The sequence below is a fragment of the Bacillus sp. 166amftsu genome, from assembly GCF_900107445.1.
GTDB lineage: Bacteria > Bacillota > Bacilli > Bacillales > Bacillaceae_G > Bacillus_A > Bacillus_A arachidis.
The window spans coordinates 1,021,366-1,043,622 of sequence record NZ_FNQA01000001.1; the positions used below are offsets into that span (position 1 = coordinate 1,021,366).

The window sequence follows — 22,257 nt, forward strand, 5'->3', positions numbered from 1 at the left end:
TTCCCTTTTGAATACAATTCAATCGAAAAAAGATGCTCTAGGGGCGTAATTCGCGATCATCTATGTGCTGATTTTCACCGACCATCAGCTCTCTAAAACAGGGAAATGATCACTACTTCTCCCTTTCCACGCTCAATTATTTATATACTTTTCTTTATATCATTATTTGTATAGGCGTGTCAAATAGAGGTGGAAGTTTCTTAGTCTTCCATTCCTTTACAAACTCGCGATTAATATCGTAATAAGAGAAAGAATTGGAACACCAGCTAATAGTGAAACATGAAAGACAATCATAAACTTATACAAACAAAGGAGACAACTGGTTCAAAATTCAATTTATTTTTTTAATGATTTTCGCAGGATTCCCACCAACTACAACATTTTCAGGAACATCCTTCGTTACAACTGCACCAGAAGCAATAACGGCATTGTCACCAATTGTGACACCAGGATTAATAATCGCTCGTCCGCCAATCCATACGTTATTTCCTATTGTAACTGGTTTACCAAATTCAGCACCGCTTATGCGCTCAATTGGATCAAGCGGATGTGTAGCCGTATAAATATGTACACCAGGAGCTAACATACAGTTATCACCAATAGTAACTGGACATACATCTAAAATGACACAATCAAAGTTCGCGTAAAAATTTTCACCAACATGAATGTTATAGCCGTAATCACATTTGAAAGAAGATTCAATGTGAATGTTGTCACCTGTGGATCCAAACAATTCTTTTACTAGCAAACTACGTTCTTCAGACTTTGTTTCCGGTGTTTCATTTAATTTTCTTGTTAATATACGAGCCAGTTCCCTGTCTTGTACTAATACTGGATCAGCTGGTACGTACATTTCACCTTGGATCATCTTTTCTTTTTCCGGTTTCATGATTCCCTTCCCCCAAACACGTATATATAAGTTATTTTCCTTATGATAACACAAAAAAGAAAGGTCTAAATGAAATATCCATTCAGACCTTTTTCTCTTAATCTTCCATTGTTGATAAATCACCTGTTGGTAAGTTTAGCTCCCACGCTTTTAACACGCGTCGCATAATTTTACCACTTCTCGTTTTCGGTAATTTATCGCGGAATTCAATTTGTCTCGGCGCTGCATGAGCTGCTAAGCCTTTTTTCACAAATTGACGAATCTCTTCTTTTAATTCATCAGATGCTTCATATCCTGCGCGTAGCGCGATAAATGCTTTAATAATTTCACCGCGCACTGGGTCTGGAATACCAATTACACCCGCTTCTGCTACTGCAGAGTGTTCAATTAATTTACTTTCTACTTCAAATGGGCCAACACGCTCACCAGACGTCATGATTACATCATCAATACGTCCTTGGAACCAGAAGTAGCCATCTTCATCCATATAAGCAGAGTCACCCGATACATACCAATCTCCTGGCATAAAGTAAGACTCATATTTTTGCGGATTGTTCCAAACAGCGCGCATCATTGATGGCCATCCCTTAGCAATCGCTAAGTTCCCCATTGTATATGGCGGCACTTCATTTCCTTCATTATCAACAATTGCTGCCTTCACACCTGGAATTGGTTTCCCCATTGAACCAGGGCGAATTTCCATACAAGGATAGTTACAGATTACTTGTCCTCCTGTTTCTGTCATCCACCATGTATCATGAATTCGAAGGCCGAATGCGTTCATTCCCCAGCGAATTACTTCTGGGTTTAATGGTTCACCAACACTTAGTACGTGACGTAGTGCTGATAAATCGTACTTCTTAATTTCTCCGTCGCCAGCTCCCATTAACATGCGGAATGCTGTTGGTGCACTGTACCAAACTGTTACACCGTAATCTTGCAACGCTTCGTACCATGCCGCTGGGCTAAAGCGTCCTCCTAAAACGACATTTGATCCACCTACTAACCACGGTGCAAAAATGCCGTAGGCAGTTCCTGTCACCCAGCCTGGGTCAGCTGTGCACCAGTATACATCGTCTTCTTTTAAATCGAGCACCCATTTTGCCGTTTGATAATGCTGCACCATCGCATTTTGCGCATGGAGAACGCCCTTTGGCTTCCCTGTAGAACCGGACGTATAATGAAGAATTAATCCATCTTCGCGGTCTAACCATTCAATTTGCAACTTATTAGAAGCTTGTTCAAATAATGGATTAAACGCAACAAGTTTTCCGCCTTCTTCTACATTCTCTCCAACAAGAAAGACTGTTTTTAACGCTGGTAAATCATTAAGCGGAACACGCTCTAACAATTCAGGTGTTGTAATTAGCACTTTTGCTTCGCTATCTTCTAAGCGATCGCGTACTGCCCCTTCCATAAATGCTTCAAATAACGGGCCAACAATCGCTCCTAATTTCACTGCACCGAGAAGTGCAAAATATAATTCTGGTGAACGCGGCATAAAAATAAAGACGCGATCGCCTTTTTCTACATCACCATAGTTTTTCAGGACATTTCCCGCTTTGTTGGAGAACTCCTTCATTTCTTTAAACGTATATTTCTCTTTACGCGATCCGTCTTGATAATAAAGGGCCACTTTATTTTTCCGATCAGATTTCGCATGTCTATCAATTGCCTCATATGCCATGTTTACTCGGCCTGTTTCAAACCAAGAAAAGTTTTTATTAACCTCTTCCCAGTTGAAATTTGCATATGCTTCTTTATAATCAAGCAAATTATTTTCTCCTTTAATAACAGGAAGTGTTTCTACTTTCATACTTTACATCCCCCTCCTATGTATTCTATTATCTATTATAATAACATTATTTAAAATTTTCAGTATTTTTGTTGATTTTTAGACAAATTTTTACTGACAAAATTCGATTCACATCGCATATACTGTAAGATACGATATAAAGTAGATTCACAAACCCTCAAGGTGGTGAGCAAAACATTGATTCATAAAAAAATATATAATGCAAGAAACTTAAAAACAGCAAAAGGAACCTTAATTATCGAAGGTCCTGTGTCCACCCATAATCTTGAAATGTATGAATTTCATCCAGATTTAGTTGCATTCCGTCCTGCCGAACAACAATATAAAGCAATTGTCGAAATTTCTAAATTACCAGAAGCTCGTCTCATTATTGCTAGACATGATCAAACGATTGTTGGCTATGTTACATACCTATATCCGGATCCATTAGAACGATGGTCAGAAGGAAAAATGGACGATTTAATTGAACTTGGAGCAATTGAGGTCGTTCCAGCATTTCGCGGATGCTCTGTTGGAAAAAATCTATTAGAAGTTTCTATGATGGATGATCATATGGAAGATTATATTATATTAACGACTGAATATTATTGGCACTGGGATTTAAAACAAACTGGTTTAAATGTTTGGGAATACCGAAAAGTGATGGAGAAAATGATGAATGCTGGTGGCTTACAATGGATGGCAACGGATGACCCAGAAATTTGTTCTCACCCTGCTAACTGCTTAATGGTCCGCATTGGCAACCGTGTTGATACAAACTCCATCCAAGCATTTGACCGCTTACGCTTTCAAAATCGGTTTATGTACTAAGAAAGGGGGCATATGGAATGATTGTAGAAGAAATTATGAATCATGATGTAATTACACTGCAACCAGATGACACAATTGAAACCGCAATCCGAACAATACGTACAAAGGGCATTCGTCACATTCCAATTGTTGGTCATAACAACAACGTAGTCGGCATTATTTCCGACCGCGACGTACGTGATGCAAGTCCCTCAATTCTCGATGAAGAAGTTTCAAAGGATATGCTTAAGCAACCGATTCAATTAATTATGAAACAACCTGTTATGACATGCCATCCTCTCGATTTTGTTGAGGAAATTGCAACGCTATTTTTTGAAAATAAAATCGGCTGTCTTCCTGTTACAAAGGGTGGTAAACTTGTTGGAATCATATCGGAATCCACAGTATTGCATACACTCGTCAAGCTAACAGGTGCTCATCAACCAAGTTCACAAATTGAAATTCAAGTAAAAAATGAACCTGGTATTCTTGGAAAAGTCGTTGCGATTTTTAGTGAATTACACATTAATATTGTGAGCGTTCTCGTCTATCCAGCAAAAGATGAGAATGAGAAAGTACTCGTTTTCCGCATCCAAACAATGAATCCGCTAAGAGTGATTGAAGCGTTGGAGAAAAAAGGCTACCATGTTTTATGGCCAAATATAATGGGGATGCAAGCATGACGAGCGCCTTCATTTATTCAGATGATTTTCGGGGCTATTCCTTTAGCCCTGAACATCCCTTTAATCAGCTCCGCGTTACACTCACTTACGATTTATTAGAAAAAAGCGGGCTTATTCATCCTTCTCAAGTCATTCCACCGCGAATGGCAACAGATGAGGAGATTGCTTTCATTCATACAGAGGAATACATAAATGCGGTAAAACGTGCTGGAGAAGGAAAATTAGAACAATCAGTCGCAATTTCATATGGTCTTGGGACAGAAGATACACCCATGTTTCCCAATATGCATGAAGCAAGTGCCTTACTTGTTGGTGGGACATTAACAGCTGTAGATGCCGTACTTTCAGGTCAAGTAAAGCATGCATTAAATTTAGGCGGTGGACTGCACCACGGATTCCGAGGTAAAGCATCCGGTTTTTGTATTTATAACGATAGCTCTATCGCTATAAAATATATGCAGAAAAAATATGGCTTGCGCGTTTTATACATTGATACAGATGCCCATCACGGTGATGGTGTACAATGGTCTTTTTATGATGACCCTAACGTCTGCACCATTTCACTACATGAAACCGGGCGCTATTTATTTCCTGGAACCGGTGCTGTAAATGAACGCGGCCAAGGCATGGGCTACGGTTATTCTTTTAACGTTCCACTCGATGCCTTTACAGAAGACGAATCTTTTTTACATTCTTATCGCACTGTTGTAAAAGAAGTCGCAGCTTACTTTAAACCGGATATCATTTTAACGCAAAACGGAGCCGATGCACATTATTATGATCCCCTTACTCACCTTTGTGCAACGATGCAAATTTATCATGAAATTCCAAAGCTTGCTCATGAAATCGCCAATGAGTACTGCGATGGACGCTGGATTGCGGTTGGCGGTGGCGGCTACGACATATGGCGCGTCGTTCCAAGAGCATGGGCGCTCATTTGGCTCGAAATGAACAACATCCAAAACATCTCAGGTTATCTCCCTCCAGAATGGATTGAAGCTTGGAAAGGACAAGCACCTACCCGACTTCCGCTTACATGGGAAGACCCTAACAACATGTATAACCCCATCCCTCGAAAACCAGAAATTGAAGAAAAAAATGCATTAACAGTGGCAAAATGCCTCGAGATTATTCGGAATAATACGAAAAAGGCTTTATATTAATTTACAAGAATAGGAGGTTTTCTCCTATTCTTTTTCATGAAAGGTGATATCTTATGTGGAAAGGACAACTCATACATACGAAACGCGGTACTTTTGAAATCTTTATAAAAGGCAGCGGAGAACCACTTTGTATTACTCATCATTACTCACAATTTAACGAAACCGGTGATTATTTTGCGGAGAGCTTTACTCTTACTCACCGTGTTTTTCTTATCAACTTGCGAGATGCTGGTCGTTCTACGAAAGCTACAAGGGAAAATGAATTAAGCATGAGTGAGACAATTAAAGACTTAGAGGCTATAAAAGAAACATTACAATTTTCATCATGGCATTTCGCTGGTCATTCTACAGGAGGGATGCTTGGACTGCTATACGCTATTACTTTCCCAGACTCCTTGCAATCCTTAGTTGTTGTCGGTGCCGCTGCTAGTAACTACACAAAAACACCAGATTGTATTTATCATCCAGACCATCCACAATTTCAATATATGCAAGACATTATCGAAGAACTGAAACTCTCTCATCTTACACAAGAAGAGCGAAGTGCATTATCAACCAAGCGAACAAAGTTATCTTTATATGAACCCGAACACTACAAAATATATTTTTCAAAACCTATTTATAAAATAATGGCAGTAAGTCGAATGAATGCTTTTGCTAAAGAATATCTACACTTTGATTTGAAAGATCAGCTTTCATCTATCATAGTAAACACATTAATTATTTGCGGGAAACACGATGTTCAGTGCCCCTTGCAATATTCAATAGAGATGCACGAAAGTATACCAAATTCTATATTTATTCCATTTGAGTATAGTAACCATTATCCTTTTTTAGAAGAAAGCAATCGTTTTGCATCTATCATTAAAACCTTCTATAAATCATTACAGCACGAAAGCAGCAAGTACTAAATCACTTGCTGCTGGTTTAAAATTTTTCTTTATTTCGCTACAAACGCCACCTGATTTGCAGTTGCCCAGTCATTCATCGGTACAACTGTATATTTCTTACCTGGCTGCAACGTTGCACCATTTTGTAAATCAAAGATTCCTACTGCTCCTTTTCGAGAAGAAAAACGATATTGTGCTTCTACTCGATTTCCATCTTCACCTTGTAATTCTACTTTTCGCCCAGCAAACAGTTCCATACTTGGATCTTTCCCTAATGTAATTTGGATCGACTTATTATCTATCGCTTCAGCGCTTTGAATCGCAAGTGGCTCAATAGTTTCCGCAGTAAAAGTCGGATTCTTAATCGTCGCCCAATCCGATGTTATTGTATACGTCACACCTGGTTGTAACGTTTGGCCAGCAGGTAGACGAAACTTAGGTGCTTGTCTGCCATCTGCGGCTTGTGTAAACGGAACATACCCTACTACAATTTGTTCTCCTACACTTGATGTAATGGTTAGTTTTCGATCACGTAGTGAAGAAATAATTTGATATTGTTTTCCTTCTTTATCTTTATTTTCTTCATCTAATTGAAACGCTTGATCTCCTCTTCCAGCTTTGTATGCCTCAATAATGTTTGCATAATCTGTCACGCCATCTTCTAAAAATGATTCAATTTCAAACGTATCATTTGTCACTTGTTTCGCTTGGTGAACATTAATTTTTTCAGTACTCGCCTCGAATTTCTCTTTTTTTCCACCTTTATAACTCACCTTATATGCTGTACCGGGTTTTTGAACTGTAACAGGTACAATATATGTACTTGTGGCACCTGTTTTTAATCGTGGTACATTCACAATTTCTAAACCATTATCAAAAACAAAATTTTTCTTAATTGCCTCTAAATTTTCTAATTTCACCCCTTCTTCTGATAAAGGTTTAGAAAATGTCAGTTGCAATGTCATCGCGTTTAATGGCTGTAATTTTGTAATCTGCGCTTTTTGCTTCTTTTTTTCTTTTTTCGCTTCTTGTTTTGTCTCCTGTTTTGCTTCTGCTTTTGTTTCCCCTTGCGCACATCCTGTTACCATTACTGTAAAGCCAATCATAGCTGGTACTAAAAATTTTATTGTTTTCATCCTCATCAAACCTCCAAATGATTATTTTCATTTCCTATTCAACCACCTCGTGCACATATAACAGATACCTGTTTCCTCATATCTTCTTATCTGTTCACTTTGTTCCTGTGATACCTATATTAGATGGCAAGTATAAATTTCCAATAAATAAATTCTTAAAAAAAGATTAAATAAAGGTAATATATTTTTAATTCTGTTGACCTTACTTCCCTTAAACATAAAAAAACCTGTCAATACTTTGACAGGTTCACTATACGTTAAAGCGATATCCAGCTCCCCACAACGTTTCAATATATTGCGGATTAGCAGGATCTCTTTCAATTTTTTCACGTAACTTCCGCACATGAACAACAACTGTAGCTAAATCTCCTGCTGAATCTAATCCCCAAATACGTTCAAATAACTGTTCCTTATTTAACACTTGATTCGGGTTCAGCACAAAAAATGTAAGTAAATCAAATTCTTTTGTTGTAAAAGCAACTTCTTCATTGTTTATGAATACTTTTCTCGCTCGTTGATCAATAGAAATCCCATGTATGTGTAACATATCTCTCTGCTTGATCATATTTCCAGACAATCTTTCATAACGGGCAATATGTGCTTTTACTCTTGCAACTAATTCACTTGGACTGAACGGCTTTGTAATATAATCATCAGCCCCTAGTCCAAGCCCACGGATTTTATCGATGTCTTCTTTTTTAGCTGAAACAAGCAAAATAGGAATATCTTTCACAGCACGTATTTGTTTACAAATTTCAAATCCATTCATTTTTGGAAGCATGATATCTAAAATAATTAGATCATATTGTTCCTGTAAAGCGCATTGCAATCCTGTTTCACCTGAATGTTGTACATCCACGTGAAAATCATGAATCTCTAAATAATCTCGCTGTAATTCTGCAATACTTACCTCATCTTCAATTAGTAAAATCCTCTTCACTCTACTCACCACATTCCTGTACTTTTTTCAATGAGAAGAAAATACTTGTGCTTTCTCCTAATTTACTTTCCGCCCAAATCTTTCCGCCGTGTTCTTCAACAATTTGCTTTGCAATGGCTAAACCAAGTCCACTTCCACCTGTACTAGAATTACGGGATTGTTCTGCACGATAAAAACGTTCAAAAATATATGGAAGTTTATCAGATTCTATACCCAATCCATTATCTGTAACTCTCACAATTACCGCATTCTCTTCATCTAATAATGTAACCGTAATTTCTTTCTGCGGTTTATCCATGTACTTCACACTATTATGAATTAAGTTGGATATAACTCGTTTTACTTTCTCACGATCAGCTATTACATAGAATTGCGAAGCTTTAAGTGATTGTAAGTGCAAGTTAATTCCATACTTACTCAAGTCCATTCGCATTTCCTCTATTAAATCTTCCATAAACGTATACAGTTCTATCGTTTCAAATTGAAATGGCACACGATTCAAATCTAATTTTGAAAATAAAAAGAGTTCATCAATAAGTGTATCCATATGTGTTGCTTTTGTATAAATTGTTGTTAAGTATTTGTTCATCTTCTCGGGTGTATTTGCAACTCCATCTTTTATTCCTTCTACATATCCAATAATAGATGTAATGGGTGTTTTTAAATCATGGGAAATATTCGAAATAAGTTCTTTTCGATTCTCTTCATATTGTGCTTGCACTTCAATTGATTCTTTTAGTTTCTGCCTCATTTCTTCAAATGCTTGGTTTAATTGACCAATTTCATCATGAGACGTAACTGGAATTTGGAAATGTAAATCCCCTTCTTTAATTCTTCCAGTTGCATCCTTCAATATAAGAATAGGCTTTATTACACTTCTTGAAACGAAATAACTTAATAATCCAATGATGAAAATAGCCAACAGTAATAACGATATAAACAATATGGGAAATAGCTTTTCGGTTAGTTCCACATACGAACTTTGCTTATTCAATACAAATATACTTCCTTCTTCATTATGAGGAAAATAAAAATCAAACTTTACGTAGCGATAAAATGTGTCATTTAATTCAACCGTACCACGACTATTAATATTCGTTGCTTCAAATTTCGGAAGAGCTTCTTTTAAATTAGAACTTCCAATTGCTTTTGACGCATATGAAATTGCGTCTCCTTTTCTTACAACTATTTTCACATCTTCTTTCTCTAATGACGGCATCATGGCTTCATCTAATAGTTGTGATTGATTCTGCTTAGCTGCTGATTTCAATTCAAGAAAAGCATTTTCTTCCTCTGGTGTCAGTGGCCTTTGAATATACGAACTCTTATAGAAATTTTTCACTGACTCCAAATTCCCTGTTATAGAAAAAATAATCAAAAAACCCATAACTAACAACAGAGTAATTGAAACAAAAATAACTGCAATATAAGACAACAGAAACCTTGTTTTAATAGACACGACTCAATTCCTCACTTTATAAACTTTCCTATGTTACTCATAAGCATAAGAAGATATTTCCGAATACTCAAGCGATTTTATAGTTATTTTAGCAGCAGTTTATGAAAAATTAATATTTATATTTTAAGGTATAAAATAAAACGGATACATTTTTCAGAATTTACTTTCATTCCCATTTTCTCTTTATTTCTAACAAAAACTTCTATAGAATATGTTGATAGGAATTATAAATTTTATACTGAATCGTGGAAAGGATGGGTATTGCACATGTTGAACGAATTCAAAAAGTTCGCTTTAAAAGGGAATGTTATGGATTTAGCTGTCGGGGTTGTAATTGGTGGTGCATTTGGTAAAATTGTTTCTTCATTAGTAGCAGATGTTATCATGCCATTAGTTGGATTACTACTTGGAGGAATAAACTTCACAGGGCTTTCCTTTAAATTTGGAGGCGCTGTTGTAAAATATGGTGCGTTTATTCAAACGGTTGTTGATTTCTTAATCATCGCATTCTCTATCTTCTTATTCATTAAGCTATTTAATAAACTAGCATTCAAAAAAGAAGAAGAAAAAGTAGAAAAAATTCCAGAACCAACAAAAGAAGAAGTACTTCTTGGCGAAATTCGCGACTTATTGAAACAACAAAATGCTTCAAAAGACAACGCATAATTGAACGGACAAAAGGCATGCCCCTCGTGGGACATGCCTTTCTTTATATTTTATAACGTTTCCGAATTCATATGAATGAATAAAATAATACCAGCAACCACGAGTACCATAATCGAACCTGCAAATAATGTAATCGCAACAAATACGAGGCCCGTGCTTACATTGACTGAAATACTTTCAATAAAAATAGAAGCTACATACGTGATAAGGGCAATTCCTGCAAGAATACTTCCTGGAACAAAGCGCTTTAGGCCATTTTGTTTTAACGTCATATATGCAAAAAAAGCGGTCATACAAAGCGTAATTATCCAAAGAATAATCATCTCTTCCCCCCCACAAGCCTTTTCTTTCTATTATACATGACATTGCGTAATTATAGGGAAATTTGATTTTGGATCATGTACAATACAGGGGATAATAATCTGTGTAATACGGATGAACTATGGGCATTTATTGAAAATAATTAAGACTTTATTTTTATTTACACAAATAAAAGAACCAGTTATGTTGGGCAATAGAAAAGTGCAGAGTTTTGGAGGTTTCCACTCATAACTCTGCACTTTTTTCTTCCTTTAAGACAATTCATGTAAACGAATGACACGCGAAAAATAAGGTAAGATATCTTGATTATGTGTCACAACCACGATTGTTTTTCCTTTTTTATTTAATTGTTCCAAATACTGCAATATTACTTTTTCATTTTCGGCATCTAAGCTAGCAGTTGGTTCGTCTGCTAGTATTAAATCGCTTTCTTGTAGGATTAATCGTATGAGTGCAATTCGTTGCTGCTCTCCACCACTTAATTGATAGACCATTTTTTCTTTCAAATGAGATAGTTTAAATTCATTCAAAAGCACATCGATTTTTTCGATTTTCTCCTTTTTGCCTAACTTCTTGTATTCTAGGGCTAAATTTAAATTCCATTTTACCGTTTCATCATCCACTAACCCATAATTTTGAAATAAATAACCTATCTTTTCTCTTCTGAACATCATCGCTTCTTTCGAATGAATCGACGGATTTTTTGTATCAAATAACAATAAATCCCCTTTGTCTTTTTTCGTAATTAAGCCAATAATATTTAAGAGTGTCGTTTTTCCTTTTCCACTTTCTCCAGTAATTGCAATCATTTCACCATTCTCTACCGTTAAATTAACATTTGAGAGTACTTCTTCTTTCTCATATGTTTTAGACACGTTCACGAGTTTTATAATCTCCATCTTTATCCACCTTTAACGATTTTGTGAATATCGTTTTTAATAATCTTTTTGTATAAATATAATAAAACAATAAAATCTATTACGAGTATGCAAATATAGAAAGGAACGTTAAATTCTATAAATATATTCATAACGATCATACTTAGCAACATCGCATATACGATCAAATGTAATTTAAATGTTTTCATTATACTATAGCCATACATATATTGAATTGCGTACCTTTTACTATTCGATATGATATCCACATAATTTGAAATACAAATTACAAAGATTAATGTGAATAAGAATAGTGACGTAAAGACTAAAGAATTGTACATAATAAATTCTACAAAATGCACTTTATCCATATAAGGCGTTAACAGCGTGCCAACATTTACGAGTTTATTCAAATGATGCTTCGCAAGTATTTGGTTAAATTCATCTCTTTGGTTTAAATGAAAATAAACGTTACCCGAACTTAACTGATCATAATAATATAAGCTACCAAAGTTTCCTTGATCGATCATAATAATTGTATCTTTAAGTTTCATATCAGAATCATCTTCAGACATATTTTTACCTAACAATTCATGTTCTTGATTATTAGCAATGTAGATAACTTCTACATTATCAATGTTCTTCGAGTCGGATTTAGGAATTCCAAAATTTTCATTATAGTTCAGCAACTGATTGTATTGTTCAATATACATCTTTTTAATTTTTGATTCCTCGGACTTATACTTAGTTGGCACCAGGATAGTAGGTTTTGTTACATGGAAATTTGTTATTTTCGCTCCTGTTTCATTCTTAATTTTCATAAAATCATTTATATATCTTTCATTAACTACTATGTAATTATCTTTTATAGAAGTATATAAATCCTCTTTTGTTAATCCGTTCATTTCTAAATATGTTGGTTTTAATAATTCGAGAATGTAAGCATCACTCACGTATAACTTTTCTTGTTCATCAAAATGACGATACATTTTCTGAACAGCATCACCATATTCTGCGATTATTTTCGGATTTTTGCGTGCTTTTTCATCCTCATTAGAGTTAAAGCCATTCGATGTAAAATACCCCTCTAATTTCGTATAGCGCTCTAAATCTCTCGACTTAGCTTTATATTCTCTGTAATTCGAGATAAACGAGGAAACCGAAACTGTGATAGATAATATTAGCAGGATTTTAATTACATATAAAATATAATTTAATCTGTTCGAATATACTTTGTTCTTTATCATCAAATTTATATCGATAAATCTTAAACTAATTTGCGTAAATAGTAACATGACAACATTTATTACGATCACTAGTACTAAAAACACTAACAATAAATAAAAATAACGTGATACAACGTTACCAACGAATACATAATATAGAAAATGAACACCTAACGTAATAACAAGTATCACGCTTTCCATCACTATAAAATCTTTTAATGACGCTTGTACCATTTTAAATTTCGAATAACCGAGCATCTTTTTAATCGCATTTACTTTGATTCTTGTAAATGTGTAAATCACTAAAACCAATTGTGTCAGTATAAAGAGAATGACAAAGTTTAAAACATTGTATGTAACAATTTGACTATAAGCAATATCATTATGATACGGGTTAATAGTAATTCCTATTGCCTTTGATAAATCATTTAATCGATCCAATGATAAATTCGTATAAAACACGCCATTACTATCAACAAAATCTTCTTTTGTTAATGGGTGATAATTTAAAACTGTATCAGATGAAATTGATTTCGGCTTATTTATATCTTTTTCTTGACTATGATATATATCATAAATAAACTCATTATGCTTAGATACAGGTGTTTTAACGAGTTGTAATTGACACGTATTATTCGACAAGCATGCCGAATTCATTTTCTCATATAACTCGTTCAATTTATGCCCTGAAACATCTTCTACAATGTAACCATCAAGAGATGAATCTCCTAAATTATTCAACTCATATATATCATAAACAGATTTATTAAATATATAAGATAGCAGAAATAGCTGCCCAATTAGAAAGATAAACAATAATTTTTTCATACTATCCTCCTGCACATCATATTCAATCCGAAAGTATTGTTAGGAAGGGAAAAGGGCAAAAATTTTTAAATATTATCTTTTATAATAATCGTAATGTGAAGTTTCATCACAATACCATTTTCTGTCCGCATCTTTATAGGCTTGATCTGCTTTCCATCCAGATGAATATGTGTTGCCACAAACTTTTACAGCTGCCCATACCATATATTTATTATTATTAGTAGGTATCGCATCTCTAATATCAGAGTATACTTTTGAATCTGTTTGTCCGCCTTTATAAATTAACTCCCCATTCGCTACTGATGCTGCCGAAACAATTCCTACCGGGATTGCAAACGTAATGATTGTTAAAAACGCAATGATAACTCGATTCATTTTTTTCATCGTATCCACCCCTATATTTATTGTCCCTTTTCCCCGCACTCAATATAACATAATTTCAAAATTTGTGATTTTTTTCTAAAAATGGAAAATACGACTTTTCTCAATAGAACAAATATTGACAAAGCACGTGTAAACTAAAATATTCTAATAAAAACCTTACAAAAAATAGATACGATAGCATTTTTATTTCCAAGTTTTCTTTTCAGTATTATATTAAGATATCATTTCACCCGTGAGAGAATCGTTCCAAAAGGCATGGATTTTACTAATCATTGTTGTAATATACTTTTCACTTGTGACCCCAATCCAATCTAATACAATAAAACGTTAAAAGAACAAAATGAATGTTTTTCAACCTGAAATGTATGAAAACATGTCCTACGCAGAATTCCAACATATCTCCATTATCAATGGTCTCATCGATTACATATCGACTTCCATCGTAAGCTAGTATCATTTATAAAAGGAAGCATGGATAATAAAAAAACTCACAGCACCACGCTGTGAGTTTTCCTATTCTTACTTCGTTGAATCTCTAAATTGAATACGATGAGGTAAGATAACTGTATGATCTTCTACTTTTTCTTTATTCATATATTTTGTTAACAGACGCATTGCTACTGCACCGATGTCATACATTGGTTGTACAACTGTTGAAAGTTGCGGGCGTACCATTAACGCAAGACGTGTGTTGTCAAAACCAAGTACTTCTACATCTTCTGGGACGTTTAAACCACCGTCTTGTGCTGCATGAATTACACCTAGTGCCATTTCATCTGAAGATACAAAGATTGCTGTTGGTTTTTCATCAAGTTCCCAAAGCTTTTCAAATGCTTCTAGACCTGAATCGTATGTGTAATCTCCATCAATTACAAGATTTTCATCATAAGCGATACCTACTTCTTCTAAAGCTTTTTTGTAACCTTGTAATTTCTTTGCACTTCCCGCTTTATCAATGTAAGGACCTGATACGAAACCGATACGCTTATGGCCTTGTTCTAGGAAATGCTTCATTGCATCATAAGCAGCTTGTGTATAATCAATATTTACTGATGATGTTTCATTTTCCTCATCAAATGATGCTGCTAAGACGATTGGTACTGGAGACTTTTTAAATTCTTCTACATGCGTATCTGTAATATCTTCACCCATGAATACAATACCATCCACTTGTTTACCAAGCATTGTATTTAATAAATGAAATTCTTTTTCTCTATTTTGGTCAGAGTTACTTAAAATGATGTTATATTTGTACATTGTTGCGATATCTTCGATTCCACGTGCAAGTTCTGCATAAAACGTATTAGAGATATCTGGAATAATAACACCTACTGTTGTTGTCTTTTTACTTGCTAGTCCACGTGCTACTGCATTTGGGCGATACCCTAAACGATCAATTGCTTCTAATACTTTCTTTCTTGTTGTAGGCTTTACATTCGGATTACCGTTTACAACACGTGATACGGTTGCCATCGAAACGTTTGCTTCGCGCGCTACATCATAGATTGTTACGTTCATCTCTTCACACACTCCTTCTATATATATTATCTATCCTTATGTATCGGTTCACTTAAATGAAAAAAAGACATCAACTCTATTTGAAGATGTCACTCCCGAGTCCTTTTACTAATGATACGATAAAAATACAGGCTCATACAATATTTTCCCGCAAAAGTTTCGAAAAAATTCGCTTCTTTTCTCCTATTTTCGTATTTTTCATGTAAAAAAGGATATTTCCCGCAAAAAAGTCTATGCAACAAGTATCGCATAGACCTTATAAGCACCTCTGATTATCTAGCCCGAAATGCTTTTAGCTCTTTCATAAACTCATTGAATTCTGGAATATCCATTTGCTGCGCTGAATCTGATAATGCAACAGCTGGGTCTGGGTGTACTTCAGCCATAACCGCATCAGCACCAATTGCCATCGCTGCTTTTGCAGTTGGTAATAAGAGGTCACGTCGCCCTGTAGAGTGTGTTACATCCACTACGACAGGTAAATGTGTTTCTTTCTTCAAAATAGGCACAGCGGAAATATCTAGCGTATTACGTGTTGCCTTTTCATAAGTTCGGATGCCGCGCTCACATAAAATAATCTCTCCGTTACCTTGTGCGATAATATATTCTGCTGCATACATAAACTCTTCAATCGTTGCTGATAAACCACGCTTTAATAATACTGGTTTGTTCACCGATCCTGCCGCTTTAAGTAATTCAAAGTTTTGCATATTACGAGCTCCAATTTGAATCACATCAACATAATCTAATGCCATTTCAATATCCTTTGGATTTAAAATTTCACTAATAACCGCTAAATCATATTCATCCGCCACTTGACGTAAAATCTTCAAGCCCTCTAAGCCAAGACCTTGGAAATCATAAGGAGATGTACGAGGCTTGAATGCACCGCCGCGCATTAGCTTTAATCCGTGCTCCTTCATTGCTTCAGCAACTAAGCGCACTTGCTCGTAACTTTCCACCGCACATGGTCCCATAATAAAATGCGGATTGCCATCACCAATTTTTTCACCTTTTATATCAACAATTGTATCTTCTGATTTTTTCTTACGTGAAACAAGAAGCGCTTTACGGTGATCATCTTCTTGTAATTCTAAACCTGTTTGAAAAATTTGTTTGAAAATATGTTGAAGAGTCGATGTTTCAAACGGCCCATCATTCTTCTCAGCGATTAAATCAAGCATATTACGCTCACGTACAGGGTCAAATCGTTTCACACCTTGCACTTCTTTTAATTTACCGACCTCTTGAACAAGACGACCTCTCTCATTTAGTAATTCTAAAATTTGTAGGTTCATTTGATCAATTTGAGAACGTAAAAGATCTAATTCTTGTGATGCCATAAGATAGCCACCTCTTTCAAAGTTGTATATATATGAAATTACCTTATTATCGTAGTTAAGATAATTTATTATATCCGATAGATGTTAGGTTGTCACATGATATACACTACAGGTAAAATCGTTCTCTTTCACTTAAAGAAAATATGCTCCACAACTTTTTTATATGGCTTTTATATAACTTCATTATTGATTCCTAAAGTCGAATTTATCGTTAGATACATCAAGTTTATGATTGCTAATTATAAATCCTAAAAAAAGAAACAAGCATCTACGCTTGCTTCTTCCTACTTCACATTCTCTTCTAAAGTTTGCTTCTTAATATTCCAATGGGATGTATGCCATACCGCCATACCATCTTTTATGTATAATACTTGTGGTGACTCATGTTTAACACCAAAATGCTCTGCGATACGATTCGAAACATCTCTTGCATCTTGCACGTATAAATAGTAAGCAGGCGTTTCTTTTTCATCATGACAATATGCCTCAAATTCAGCATACGCTCCTTGGCTAATTGGACACGTTATACTATGTTTAAACAGAATATATGGTTCCGCTGTTTCTACTAATGCTTCAAACTCTTCCATTGTTTCGATTTTTGTCATGTCCATGTTATTCACCTCTCATCCGAATTGGAAGTCTAGAGCGCTTCTCTTTTTTCTCTACCTTCTCTAACTTCTTCTCTGCTTTTTCTAGTTTTTTTTCTTGTCTAGTAGCTCGAAAATGATTATACACTTCAATCGCTGCGCTACTCCATTGTACAACTTGCGCAACTTTGTCTGCATTATTCTCAATTTCATTTGTTACAGAATCTGATACATTGCGAAGTTTCGTATTTAAAGAATGAATTGTCGTTCCAATTCCATCTACGCCTTCTACTACTTTATTTAACGACTGAGATTTCTGCTGAATATCATCAGCTAACGCGTTCGTCTTATGTAATAATTGCTCCGTCTCTACGCTTATTCCTTGCATTTGCTTTTCTAAGCCTTCTAGTGTACCTGCAACGTTTTCTAATGTCTTCTGAACTGATAGTAGTGTTCTACATACATATACCACTAATATAGCAAAAGCAACTGCGATAATAGCTGCACTTACATATAAAAGAACTTGCATTTCATCACTTCCTTTATATTTTTCATACTTTCTCCTATTATACAATCATTTTCCGTTTCGTTCTAACCCTTACATTTTCATTAGAATTTTCATACTTGTTTGTTAACTGTAACATAAATTATTCAACAAATTCCACTAAGTAGGTTACAATAAGAAAGGATACATAATTAGTAGGGAGGCTTTTACATATGAAAGACCCACGTATTGAAAAGTTAGCGTATAATTTAATTAACTACTCCATTCGCCTACAAAAAGGCGAAAAAGTATTGATTGAAAACTTTGGCTTGCAAAAAGAACTTGTAACTGCACTTGTGAAAGAAGCATATGCAGCTGGTGGTTTCCCATTCGTTTCATTGAAAGACCATCAAGTTGATCGCTCTTTATTAATGGGTGCTACTGAAGAACACTTCGAGCAAATCGCTGCCTATGAAGCAAGCGTAATGAAAGATATGGACGCTTACATCGGCCTTCGCTCTGGTGATAACATTAATGAACAAGCTGACGTTCCAAGTGAACGCATGAAAATCCACGGTCAAACAGTTGGCAAAAAAGTTCATAGAGACATTCGCGTTTCGAAAACTCGCTGGGTCGTTCTTCGCTATCCAAATGCATCTATGGCACAGCTTGCAAAAATGAGCACAGAAGCATTCGAAGACTTCTACTTTGAAGTATGTAACTTAGATTACGGTAAAATGGACAAAGCAATGGATAACCTTGTTGAACTTATGAACAAAACAGATAAAGTTCACCTTGTTGGTCCTGGAACTGACTTAACATTCTCTATTAAAGACATTCCAGCTATTAAATGCTCTGGTCATTTAAATATTCCAGACGGTGAAGTATACTCTGCACCAGTTCGCGATTCTGTTAACGGTACAGTTTCTTACAACACACCGTCACCATATAACGGCTATACATTTGAAAACGTACAACTTACATTTAAAAATGGACAGATCGTTGAAGCAACTGCAAACGATACAGAACGCATTAACAAAATTTTCGATACAGATGAAGGCGCACGCTACGTTGGTGAATTTGCAATCGGCGTAAACCCATACATCTTACATCCAATGGGCGACATCCTATTCGATGAAAAAATTGATGGTAGCTTCCACTTCACTCCTGGACAAGCTTACGACGATGCATGGAACGGCAACAACTCTAACATCCACTGGGATTTAGTATGTATCCAACGCCCTGAATACGGCGGCGGTGAAATTTACTTCGACGATGTATTAATCCGTAAAGACGGACGCTTCGTTGTATCTGAATTAGAAGCTTTAAATCCTGAGAACTTAAAATAAGTGAAAAAGAGCTCTTCCTTTGACGGGAGAGCTTTTTTCACTTGTTTTGTCGAATAGTCCATGTTATCGATATATTGCGAGAGACGGTCGATATATTAAAAAAAGCGATATTATTTCTCTACTTCCTACCCTTTGCTTCAAATTTGACGAAAATGGTAATAAAACAAAAGTACAACTGCTAAAATGCCTACTGCTATCGACAAATGCAAAGGCCATCCCAATTCGTGCTGATCCACAGTTTTCTTTGTTTACAATGAGCATTCCAACTGGCAAAGCAACCATAAGAATCAACATCACACTTACAAAAATCATTATAGGCTTGCTTCTTTGGATAGGAAAGCTCATATCATCACCCCTTTCCTAATTATCCTATTAATTAAAGGGGATATTTGTAAAATATTTTATCCACTTCAAGTATTGGGAAATTCCTCGGTAACTCTTCCACACTCACACTTTGGAATCCATTTTTTTCGTAGAAGCGATGCGCCGCTAAAAACTGGACTGTTGTTCCTAAATAGATAGTTTCTAAGTTCTTTTCCTTTGCCCAAGAAATTGCTGTTTGTAATAACAAACTTGCTGTCTTCCACATCTTCCCGCGAAATTCTTTCTTCACAAACATTTTTCTTAAAGCTACTTGATTGTTTCCAATATCTAATAAAGCTATTGTTCCCACAACTTTCCCGTTATACGTCGCTACCCAAAAATCCCCATTATCCCTTTGATAAAACTTTTCTATTTCTAATAAATCAGGTTGCTCTTCTTTCGTAATTGGCACATTGTACTCTTTTTGCTGAATGTGAACAATGAGATCCACTACTTCACTTTGAAACTTACTCTCATACGGAGTAATACAAATCGAATCGTTCATCGGATTTTCTCCCATTCTGAAGCTAGTACACTGTATACAGCAATGTCATGAAAATGGTCATACAGCCATTCTTCCTCACGCAGAATGCCGTCTAATTGAAAAGCAAGACGTTCTGGAATCGCACGACTTTTTTGATTCTCTACCCCACAACGTATTTCTATTTTATTCAATTTTAATTCTTCAAATGCATAGCGAAGTACAGCCTTTACACTTCGCGTCATAATCCCTTTTCCTCCTGCATCTTCTGCAAGGTAATATCCAATGCTCGTCGCTTTCTTGCTCCAGGTCACTGGATGAATACCTACCATCCCAACAAGCTTTCCTTTATAACGTATACCGCTCTCAAAACCGTCTCCCTCTGCAAATTTCTTTAGCCACATTGGAAAAATTTCATCATACGCATCAGCAGATTTTGTCCCATCCACCCATGGAAGCCACCTTCTTAAATGATTACGGTTTTCATCAATTAATTGATATAGTTCCTCTTTATGATGTTTTTCTAGTAATTGAAGTTCAATTTCATCATCGACTCGAAGTGTGAACATTTCTCCATCCCCTTTTTTATTTTCTTATTATTCTAACATTTTTCCGAAGAATCTGTTAACCCACATTCGCTATAGAAACAAAAAAAGACGTGCAACCACCGCTGCACGTCTCCTCCTTATTACTTCTCTGCAACTTGCACTTCTTTCACGTAAGCTGCTTCGAATTTTTGGATGTCGCCTGCGCCCATGAAAATAAGAACGCCGTTTTTATGTTTCTTTAATACATCCGTTGTTGTATCTGTAATCAATTCTGCACCATCAATGCGTTGTTGCAGGTCTTGAATCGTTAATTCACCTTTGTTTTCACGTGCTGATCCGAAAATATCACATAAGTATACTTGATCAGCCTTGCTTAGACTTTCTGCGAACTCATCTAAGAACTTTTCTGTACGTGAGAATGTGTGCGGCTGGAATACAGCGACAATTTCACGCTCTGGATGTTTTTGACGAGCCGCTTCAATCGTTGCGTTAATTTCTGTTGGATGGTGCGCATAATCATCAATGATGACTTGTTCTCCCATCGGCTTTTCATTAAAGCGACGTTTTACACCTTCAAAGGTTGTTAATTGATGTTTCACTGCTTCTACATCAACATTTTCATAATGACAAAGCGCAATAACTGCTAATGCATTTAATACGCTGTGATTGCCGTATCCTGTAATTTTGAATGTTTCATAATACGTATTACGAACAAACACATCAAATACAGTGCCATCTGTTCTCTTTTGAATGTTACGAGCTTGGAAATCATTATCTTCACCAAATCCATAGAAAATAACAGGTACTTTCGCTTGAATTTTTTGAAGTTCTTCATCATCACCACATGCAATAATTCCTTTTTTCACTTGAAGTGCCATCTCTTGGAATGCACTAAATACATCATTGATGTCTGTAAAGTAGTCTGGATGGTCAAAATCAATATTTGTCATAATTGCATAGTCTGGATAGTACGACAAGAAATGGCGACGATATTCACATGCCTCAAACACAAAATACTTACTATTTTCTACCCCATGCCCTGTTCCATCTCCAATAAGGTAAGACGTCGGGTGTGCACCTTGCATTACATGGGCTAACAAACCAGTTGTTGATGTTTTTCCATGTGCACCTGTTACAGCAACACTTGTATACTTACTCATAAGATCCCCTAAAAAGTGATGGTAACGATGTACTGGAATATTTAATTCTTTCGCTGCTACAATCTCTTCATGCGTATCAGGGAACGCGTTTCCTGCGATAATCACTTGTCCTTCTTTTACATTATTATTATCAAAAGGAAGGATGGAGATACCACGCTTTTCCAAAGCAACTTGTGTAAAGAAACGTTTTTCAAAATCAGAACCCTGAACAGTATGCTTCATATCATGAAGAATTTGTGCTAATGAACTCATTCCTGTTCCTTTAATTCCTACAAAATGGTAAACTGTCATCTTAAAGAACCTCCAACATTTCGAACTAATACAACGGCCTATCTATAAGACAGTATATGAATCTT

Annotated in this window: 23 protein-coding genes and 1 other annotated feature (1 of these 24 only partly in view); of the genes, 6 read left to right on the forward strand and 17 right to left on the reverse strand. The window is 35.7% G+C overall.

Annotated features, from left to right (window positions below; genetic code table 11):
- Nucleotides 1-138: a binding site (T-box leader), on the reverse strand (it extends 88 nt beyond the left edge of the window).
- 193 nt (nucleotides 139-331) lie between these two features.
- Both BLV40_RS05630 and acsA read right to left on the reverse strand, forming a co-directional pair.
- Nucleotides 332-889 (reverse strand): maltose acetyltransferase domain-containing protein, encoded by a 558-nt coding sequence (locus BLV40_RS05630; RefSeq protein ID WP_026593693.1) that lies wholly within the window; start codon nucleotides 887-889, stop codon nucleotides 332-334.
- A 97-nt stretch (nucleotides 890-986) separates the two neighbouring features.
- Nucleotides 987-2,705, reverse strand: coding sequence for an acetate--CoA ligase (acsA, locus tag BLV40_RS05635; protein ID WP_090687934.1), 1,719 nt, complete (start codon nucleotides 2,703-2,705; stop codon nucleotides 987-989).
- A gap of 177 nt (nucleotides 2,706-2,882) precedes the next feature.
- On the opposite strand from acsA, the gene acuA reads away from it, so the two are divergent.
- The 4 genes from acuA to BLV40_RS05655 are packed head-to-tail and all read left to right on the forward strand — an operon-like array spanning nucleotide 2,883 to nucleotide 6,251.
- A complete protein-coding gene (gene acuA / locus BLV40_RS05640) occupies nucleotides 2,883-3,515 on the forward strand; it encodes an acetoin utilization protein acetyltransferase AcuA (RefSeq protein ID WP_026593695.1) in 633 nt (210 codons plus the stop codon).
- Between the two features lie 17 nt (nucleotides 3,516-3,532).
- Entirely contained in the window at nucleotides 3,533-4,177 is a 645-nt protein-coding gene (locus BLV40_RS05645; protein ID WP_026593696.1) for an acetoin utilization AcuB family protein, read from the forward strand.
- Nucleotides 4,174-5,340 (forward strand): acetoin utilization protein AcuC, encoded by a 1,167-nt coding sequence (locus tag BLV40_RS05650; RefSeq protein WP_090687937.1) that lies wholly within the window; start codon nucleotides 4,174-4,176, stop codon nucleotides 5,338-5,340. Before BLV40_RS05645 ends, BLV40_RS05650 begins: the two co-directional genes overlap by 4 nt.
- A 53-nt stretch (nucleotides 5,341-5,393) precedes the next feature.
- Nucleotides 5,394-6,251, forward strand: coding sequence for an alpha/beta fold hydrolase (locus tag BLV40_RS05655; protein ID WP_026593698.1), 858 nt, complete (start codon nucleotides 5,394-5,396; stop codon nucleotides 6,249-6,251).
- Nucleotides 6,252-6,280: 29 nt separating this feature from the next.
- Here BLV40_RS05655 and BLV40_RS05660 read toward each other — a convergent pair whose 3' ends face one another.
- The 3 genes from BLV40_RS05660 to BLV40_RS05670 form a co-directional block, all read right to left on the reverse strand.
- The gene (locus BLV40_RS05660) at nucleotides 6,281-7,366 is read right to left on the reverse strand and encodes a hypothetical protein (RefSeq protein WP_090687940.1); all 1,086 of its coding nucleotides are present in this window, start codon (nucleotides 7,364-7,366) and stop codon (nucleotides 6,281-6,283) included.
- A gap of 250 nt (nucleotides 7,367-7,616) precedes the next feature.
- Entirely contained in the window at nucleotides 7,617-8,306 is a 690-nt protein-coding gene (locus tag BLV40_RS05665; RefSeq protein WP_139265473.1) for a response regulator transcription factor, read from the reverse strand.
- A gap of 1 nt (nucleotide 8,307) precedes the next feature.
- On the reverse strand, nucleotides 8,308-9,765 hold the full coding sequence (locus BLV40_RS05670) for a sensor histidine kinase (protein ID WP_090687945.1): 1,458 nt from the start codon (nucleotides 9,763-9,765) through the stop codon (nucleotides 8,308-8,310).
- A gap of 267 nt (nucleotides 9,766-10,032) precedes the next feature.
- Between BLV40_RS05670 and mscL the strand changes: the two genes are divergently transcribed.
- Nucleotides 10,033-10,431 carry a large conductance mechanosensitive channel protein MscL gene (mscL, locus tag BLV40_RS05675; protein ID WP_026593702.1) on the forward strand — a complete coding sequence of 133 codons (399 nt, stop codon included), beginning with the start codon at nucleotides 10,033-10,035 and terminating at the stop codon, nucleotides 10,429-10,431.
- 50 nt (nucleotides 10,432-10,481) lie between these two features.
- Here the strand turns inward: mscL and BLV40_RS05680 are convergent, their stop codons facing one another.
- The 8 genes from BLV40_RS05680 to BLV40_RS05720 all read right to left on the reverse strand — a co-directional run bounded on the left by BLV40_RS05680 (nucleotide 10,482) and on the right by BLV40_RS05720 (nucleotide 18,090).
- Nucleotides 10,482-10,754 carry a DUF3917 domain-containing protein gene (locus BLV40_RS05680; RefSeq protein WP_026593703.1) on the reverse strand — a complete coding sequence of 91 codons (273 nt, stop codon included), beginning with the start codon at nucleotides 10,752-10,754 and terminating at the stop codon, nucleotides 10,482-10,484.
- Nucleotides 10,755-11,003: 249 nt separating this feature from the next.
- Entirely contained in the window at nucleotides 11,004-11,651 is a 648-nt protein-coding gene (locus BLV40_RS05685) for a putative bacteriocin export ABC transporter (RefSeq protein ID WP_026593704.1), read from the reverse strand.
- 2 nt (nucleotides 11,652-11,653) lie between these two features.
- Nucleotides 11,654-13,684: a hypothetical protein gene (locus BLV40_RS05690; RefSeq protein WP_090687948.1), complete on the reverse strand. Its 2,031-nt coding sequence runs from the start codon at nucleotides 13,682-13,684 to the stop codon at nucleotides 11,654-11,656.
- A 72-nt stretch (nucleotides 13,685-13,756) separates the two neighbouring features.
- On the reverse strand, nucleotides 13,757-14,068 hold the full coding sequence (locus BLV40_RS05695; RefSeq protein WP_026593706.1) for a hypothetical protein: 312 nt from the start codon (nucleotides 14,066-14,068) through the stop codon (nucleotides 13,757-13,759).
- 519 nt (nucleotides 14,069-14,587) lie between these two features.
- Nucleotides 14,588-15,586 (reverse strand): catabolite control protein A, encoded by a 999-nt coding sequence (gene ccpA / locus BLV40_RS05700; protein WP_090687950.1) that lies wholly within the window; start codon nucleotides 15,584-15,586, stop codon nucleotides 14,588-14,590.
- Between the two features lie 272 nt (nucleotides 15,587-15,858).
- Complete coding sequence (locus tag BLV40_RS05710; protein WP_090687954.1) at nucleotides 15,859-16,929, reverse strand: bifunctional 3-deoxy-7-phosphoheptulonate synthase/chorismate mutase; 1,071 nt, start codon at nucleotides 16,927-16,929, stop codon at nucleotides 15,859-15,861.
- Between the two features lie 284 nt (nucleotides 16,930-17,213).
- Entirely contained in the window at nucleotides 17,214-17,540 is a 327-nt protein-coding gene (gene ytxJ, locus BLV40_RS05715; RefSeq protein WP_026593709.1) for a bacillithiol system redox-active protein YtxJ, read from the reverse strand.
- Between the two features lies 1 nt (nucleotide 17,541).
- On the reverse strand, nucleotides 17,542-18,090 hold the full coding sequence (locus BLV40_RS05720; protein ID WP_035415657.1) for a DUF948 domain-containing protein: 549 nt from the start codon (nucleotides 18,088-18,090) through the stop codon (nucleotides 17,542-17,544).
- Nucleotides 18,091-18,233: 143 nt separating this feature from the next.
- Here BLV40_RS05720 and BLV40_RS05725 point away from each other — a divergent pair, with 143 nt between their 5' ends.
- Nucleotides 18,234-19,349, forward strand: coding sequence for an aminopeptidase (locus BLV40_RS05725; RefSeq protein WP_090687957.1), 1,116 nt, complete (start codon nucleotides 18,234-18,236; stop codon nucleotides 19,347-19,349).
- 63 nt (nucleotides 19,350-19,412) lie between these two features.
- On the opposite strand, the gene BLV40_RS27840 is transcribed toward BLV40_RS05725, so the two are convergent.
- The 4 genes from BLV40_RS27840 to murC all read right to left on the reverse strand — a co-directional run bounded on the left by BLV40_RS27840 (nucleotide 19,413) and on the right by murC (nucleotide 22,192).
- Nucleotides 19,413-19,694: a hypothetical protein gene (locus BLV40_RS27840; protein WP_139265475.1), complete on the reverse strand. Its 282-nt coding sequence runs from the start codon at nucleotides 19,692-19,694 to the stop codon at nucleotides 19,413-19,415.
- A gap of 31 nt (nucleotides 19,695-19,725) precedes the next feature.
- Nucleotides 19,726-20,217, reverse strand: coding sequence for a GNAT family N-acetyltransferase (locus BLV40_RS05735; protein ID WP_090687959.1), 492 nt, complete (start codon nucleotides 20,215-20,217; stop codon nucleotides 19,726-19,728).
- Nucleotides 20,214-20,762, reverse strand: a complete 549-nt coding sequence (locus tag BLV40_RS05740; protein ID WP_090687961.1) for a GNAT family N-acetyltransferase — start codon at nucleotides 20,760-20,762, stop codon at nucleotides 20,214-20,216. The genes BLV40_RS05735 and BLV40_RS05740 overlap by 4 nt, the downstream gene beginning before the upstream one ends.
- A gap of 119 nt (nucleotides 20,763-20,881) precedes the next feature.
- Entirely contained in the window at nucleotides 20,882-22,192 is a 1,311-nt protein-coding gene (gene murC / locus BLV40_RS05745; RefSeq protein WP_026593714.1) for a UDP-N-acetylmuramate--L-alanine ligase, read from the reverse strand.
- Between the last annotated feature and the right edge of the window lie 65 nt (nucleotides 22,193-22,257).

Excerpts from the sequence above, each read along its gene's own strand:
- BLV40_RS05630 (WP_026593693.1), bottom strand. The coding sequence starts at position 889 with ATGAAACCGGAAAAAGAAAAGATGATCCAAGGTGAAATGTACGTACCA.
- acsA (WP_090687934.1), bottom strand. The coding sequence starts at position 2,705 with ATGAAAGTAGAAACACTTCCTGTTATTAAAGGAGAAAATAATTTGCTT.
- BLV40_RS05645 (WP_026593696.1), top strand. The coding sequence starts at position 3,533 with ATGATTGTAGAAGAAATTATGAATCATGATGTAATTACACTGCAACCA.
- BLV40_RS05650 (WP_090687937.1), top strand. The coding sequence starts at position 4,174 with ATGACGAGCGCCTTCATTTATTCAGATGATTTTCGGGGCTATTCCTTT.
- BLV40_RS05655 (WP_026593698.1), top strand. The coding sequence starts at position 5,394 with ATGTGGAAAGGACAACTCATACATACGAAACGCGGTACTTTTGAAATC.
- BLV40_RS05660 (WP_090687940.1), bottom strand. The coding sequence starts at position 7,366 with ATGAAAACAATAAAATTTTTAGTACCAGCTATGATTGGCTTTACAGTA.
- mscL (WP_026593702.1), top strand. The coding sequence starts at position 10,033 with ATGTTGAACGAATTCAAAAAGTTCGCTTTAAAAGGGAATGTTATGGAT.
- BLV40_RS05680 (WP_026593703.1), bottom strand. The coding sequence starts at position 10,754 with ATGATTATTCTTTGGATAATTACGCTTTGTATGACCGCTTTTTTTGCA.
- BLV40_RS05685 (WP_026593704.1), bottom strand. The coding sequence starts at position 11,651 with ATGGAGATTATAAAACTCGTGAACGTGTCTAAAACATATGAGAAAGAA.
- BLV40_RS05690 (WP_090687948.1), bottom strand. The coding sequence starts at position 13,684 with ATGAAAAAATTATTGTTTATCTTTCTAATTGGGCAGCTATTTCTGCTA.
- BLV40_RS05695 (WP_026593706.1), bottom strand. The coding sequence starts at position 14,068 with ATGAAAAAAATGAATCGAGTTATCATTGCGTTTTTAACAATCATTACG.
- ccpA (WP_090687950.1), bottom strand. The coding sequence starts at position 15,586 with ATGAACGTAACAATCTATGATGTAGCGCGCGAAGCAAACGTTTCGATG.
- BLV40_RS05710 (WP_090687954.1), bottom strand. The coding sequence starts at position 16,929 with ATGGCATCACAAGAATTAGATCTTTTACGTTCTCAAATTGATCAAATG.
- ytxJ (WP_026593709.1), bottom strand. The coding sequence starts at position 17,540 with ATGGACATGACAAAAATCGAAACAATGGAAGAGTTTGAAGCATTAGTA.
- BLV40_RS05725 (WP_090687957.1), top strand. The coding sequence starts at position 18,234 with ATGAAAGACCCACGTATTGAAAAGTTAGCGTATAATTTAATTAACTAC.
- BLV40_RS27840 (WP_139265475.1), bottom strand. The coding sequence starts at position 19,694 with ATGAGCTTTCCTATCCAAAGAAGCAAGCCTATAATGATTTTTGTAAGT.
- BLV40_RS05735 (WP_090687959.1), bottom strand. The coding sequence starts at position 20,217 with ATGAACGATTCGATTTGTATTACTCCGTATGAGAGTAAGTTTCAAAGT.
- BLV40_RS05740 (WP_090687961.1), bottom strand. The coding sequence starts at position 20,762 with ATGTTCACACTTCGAGTCGATGATGAAATTGAACTTCAATTACTAGAA.
- murC (WP_026593714.1), bottom strand. The coding sequence starts at position 22,192 with ATGACAGTTTACCATTTTGTAGGAATTAAAGGAACAGGAATGAGTTCA.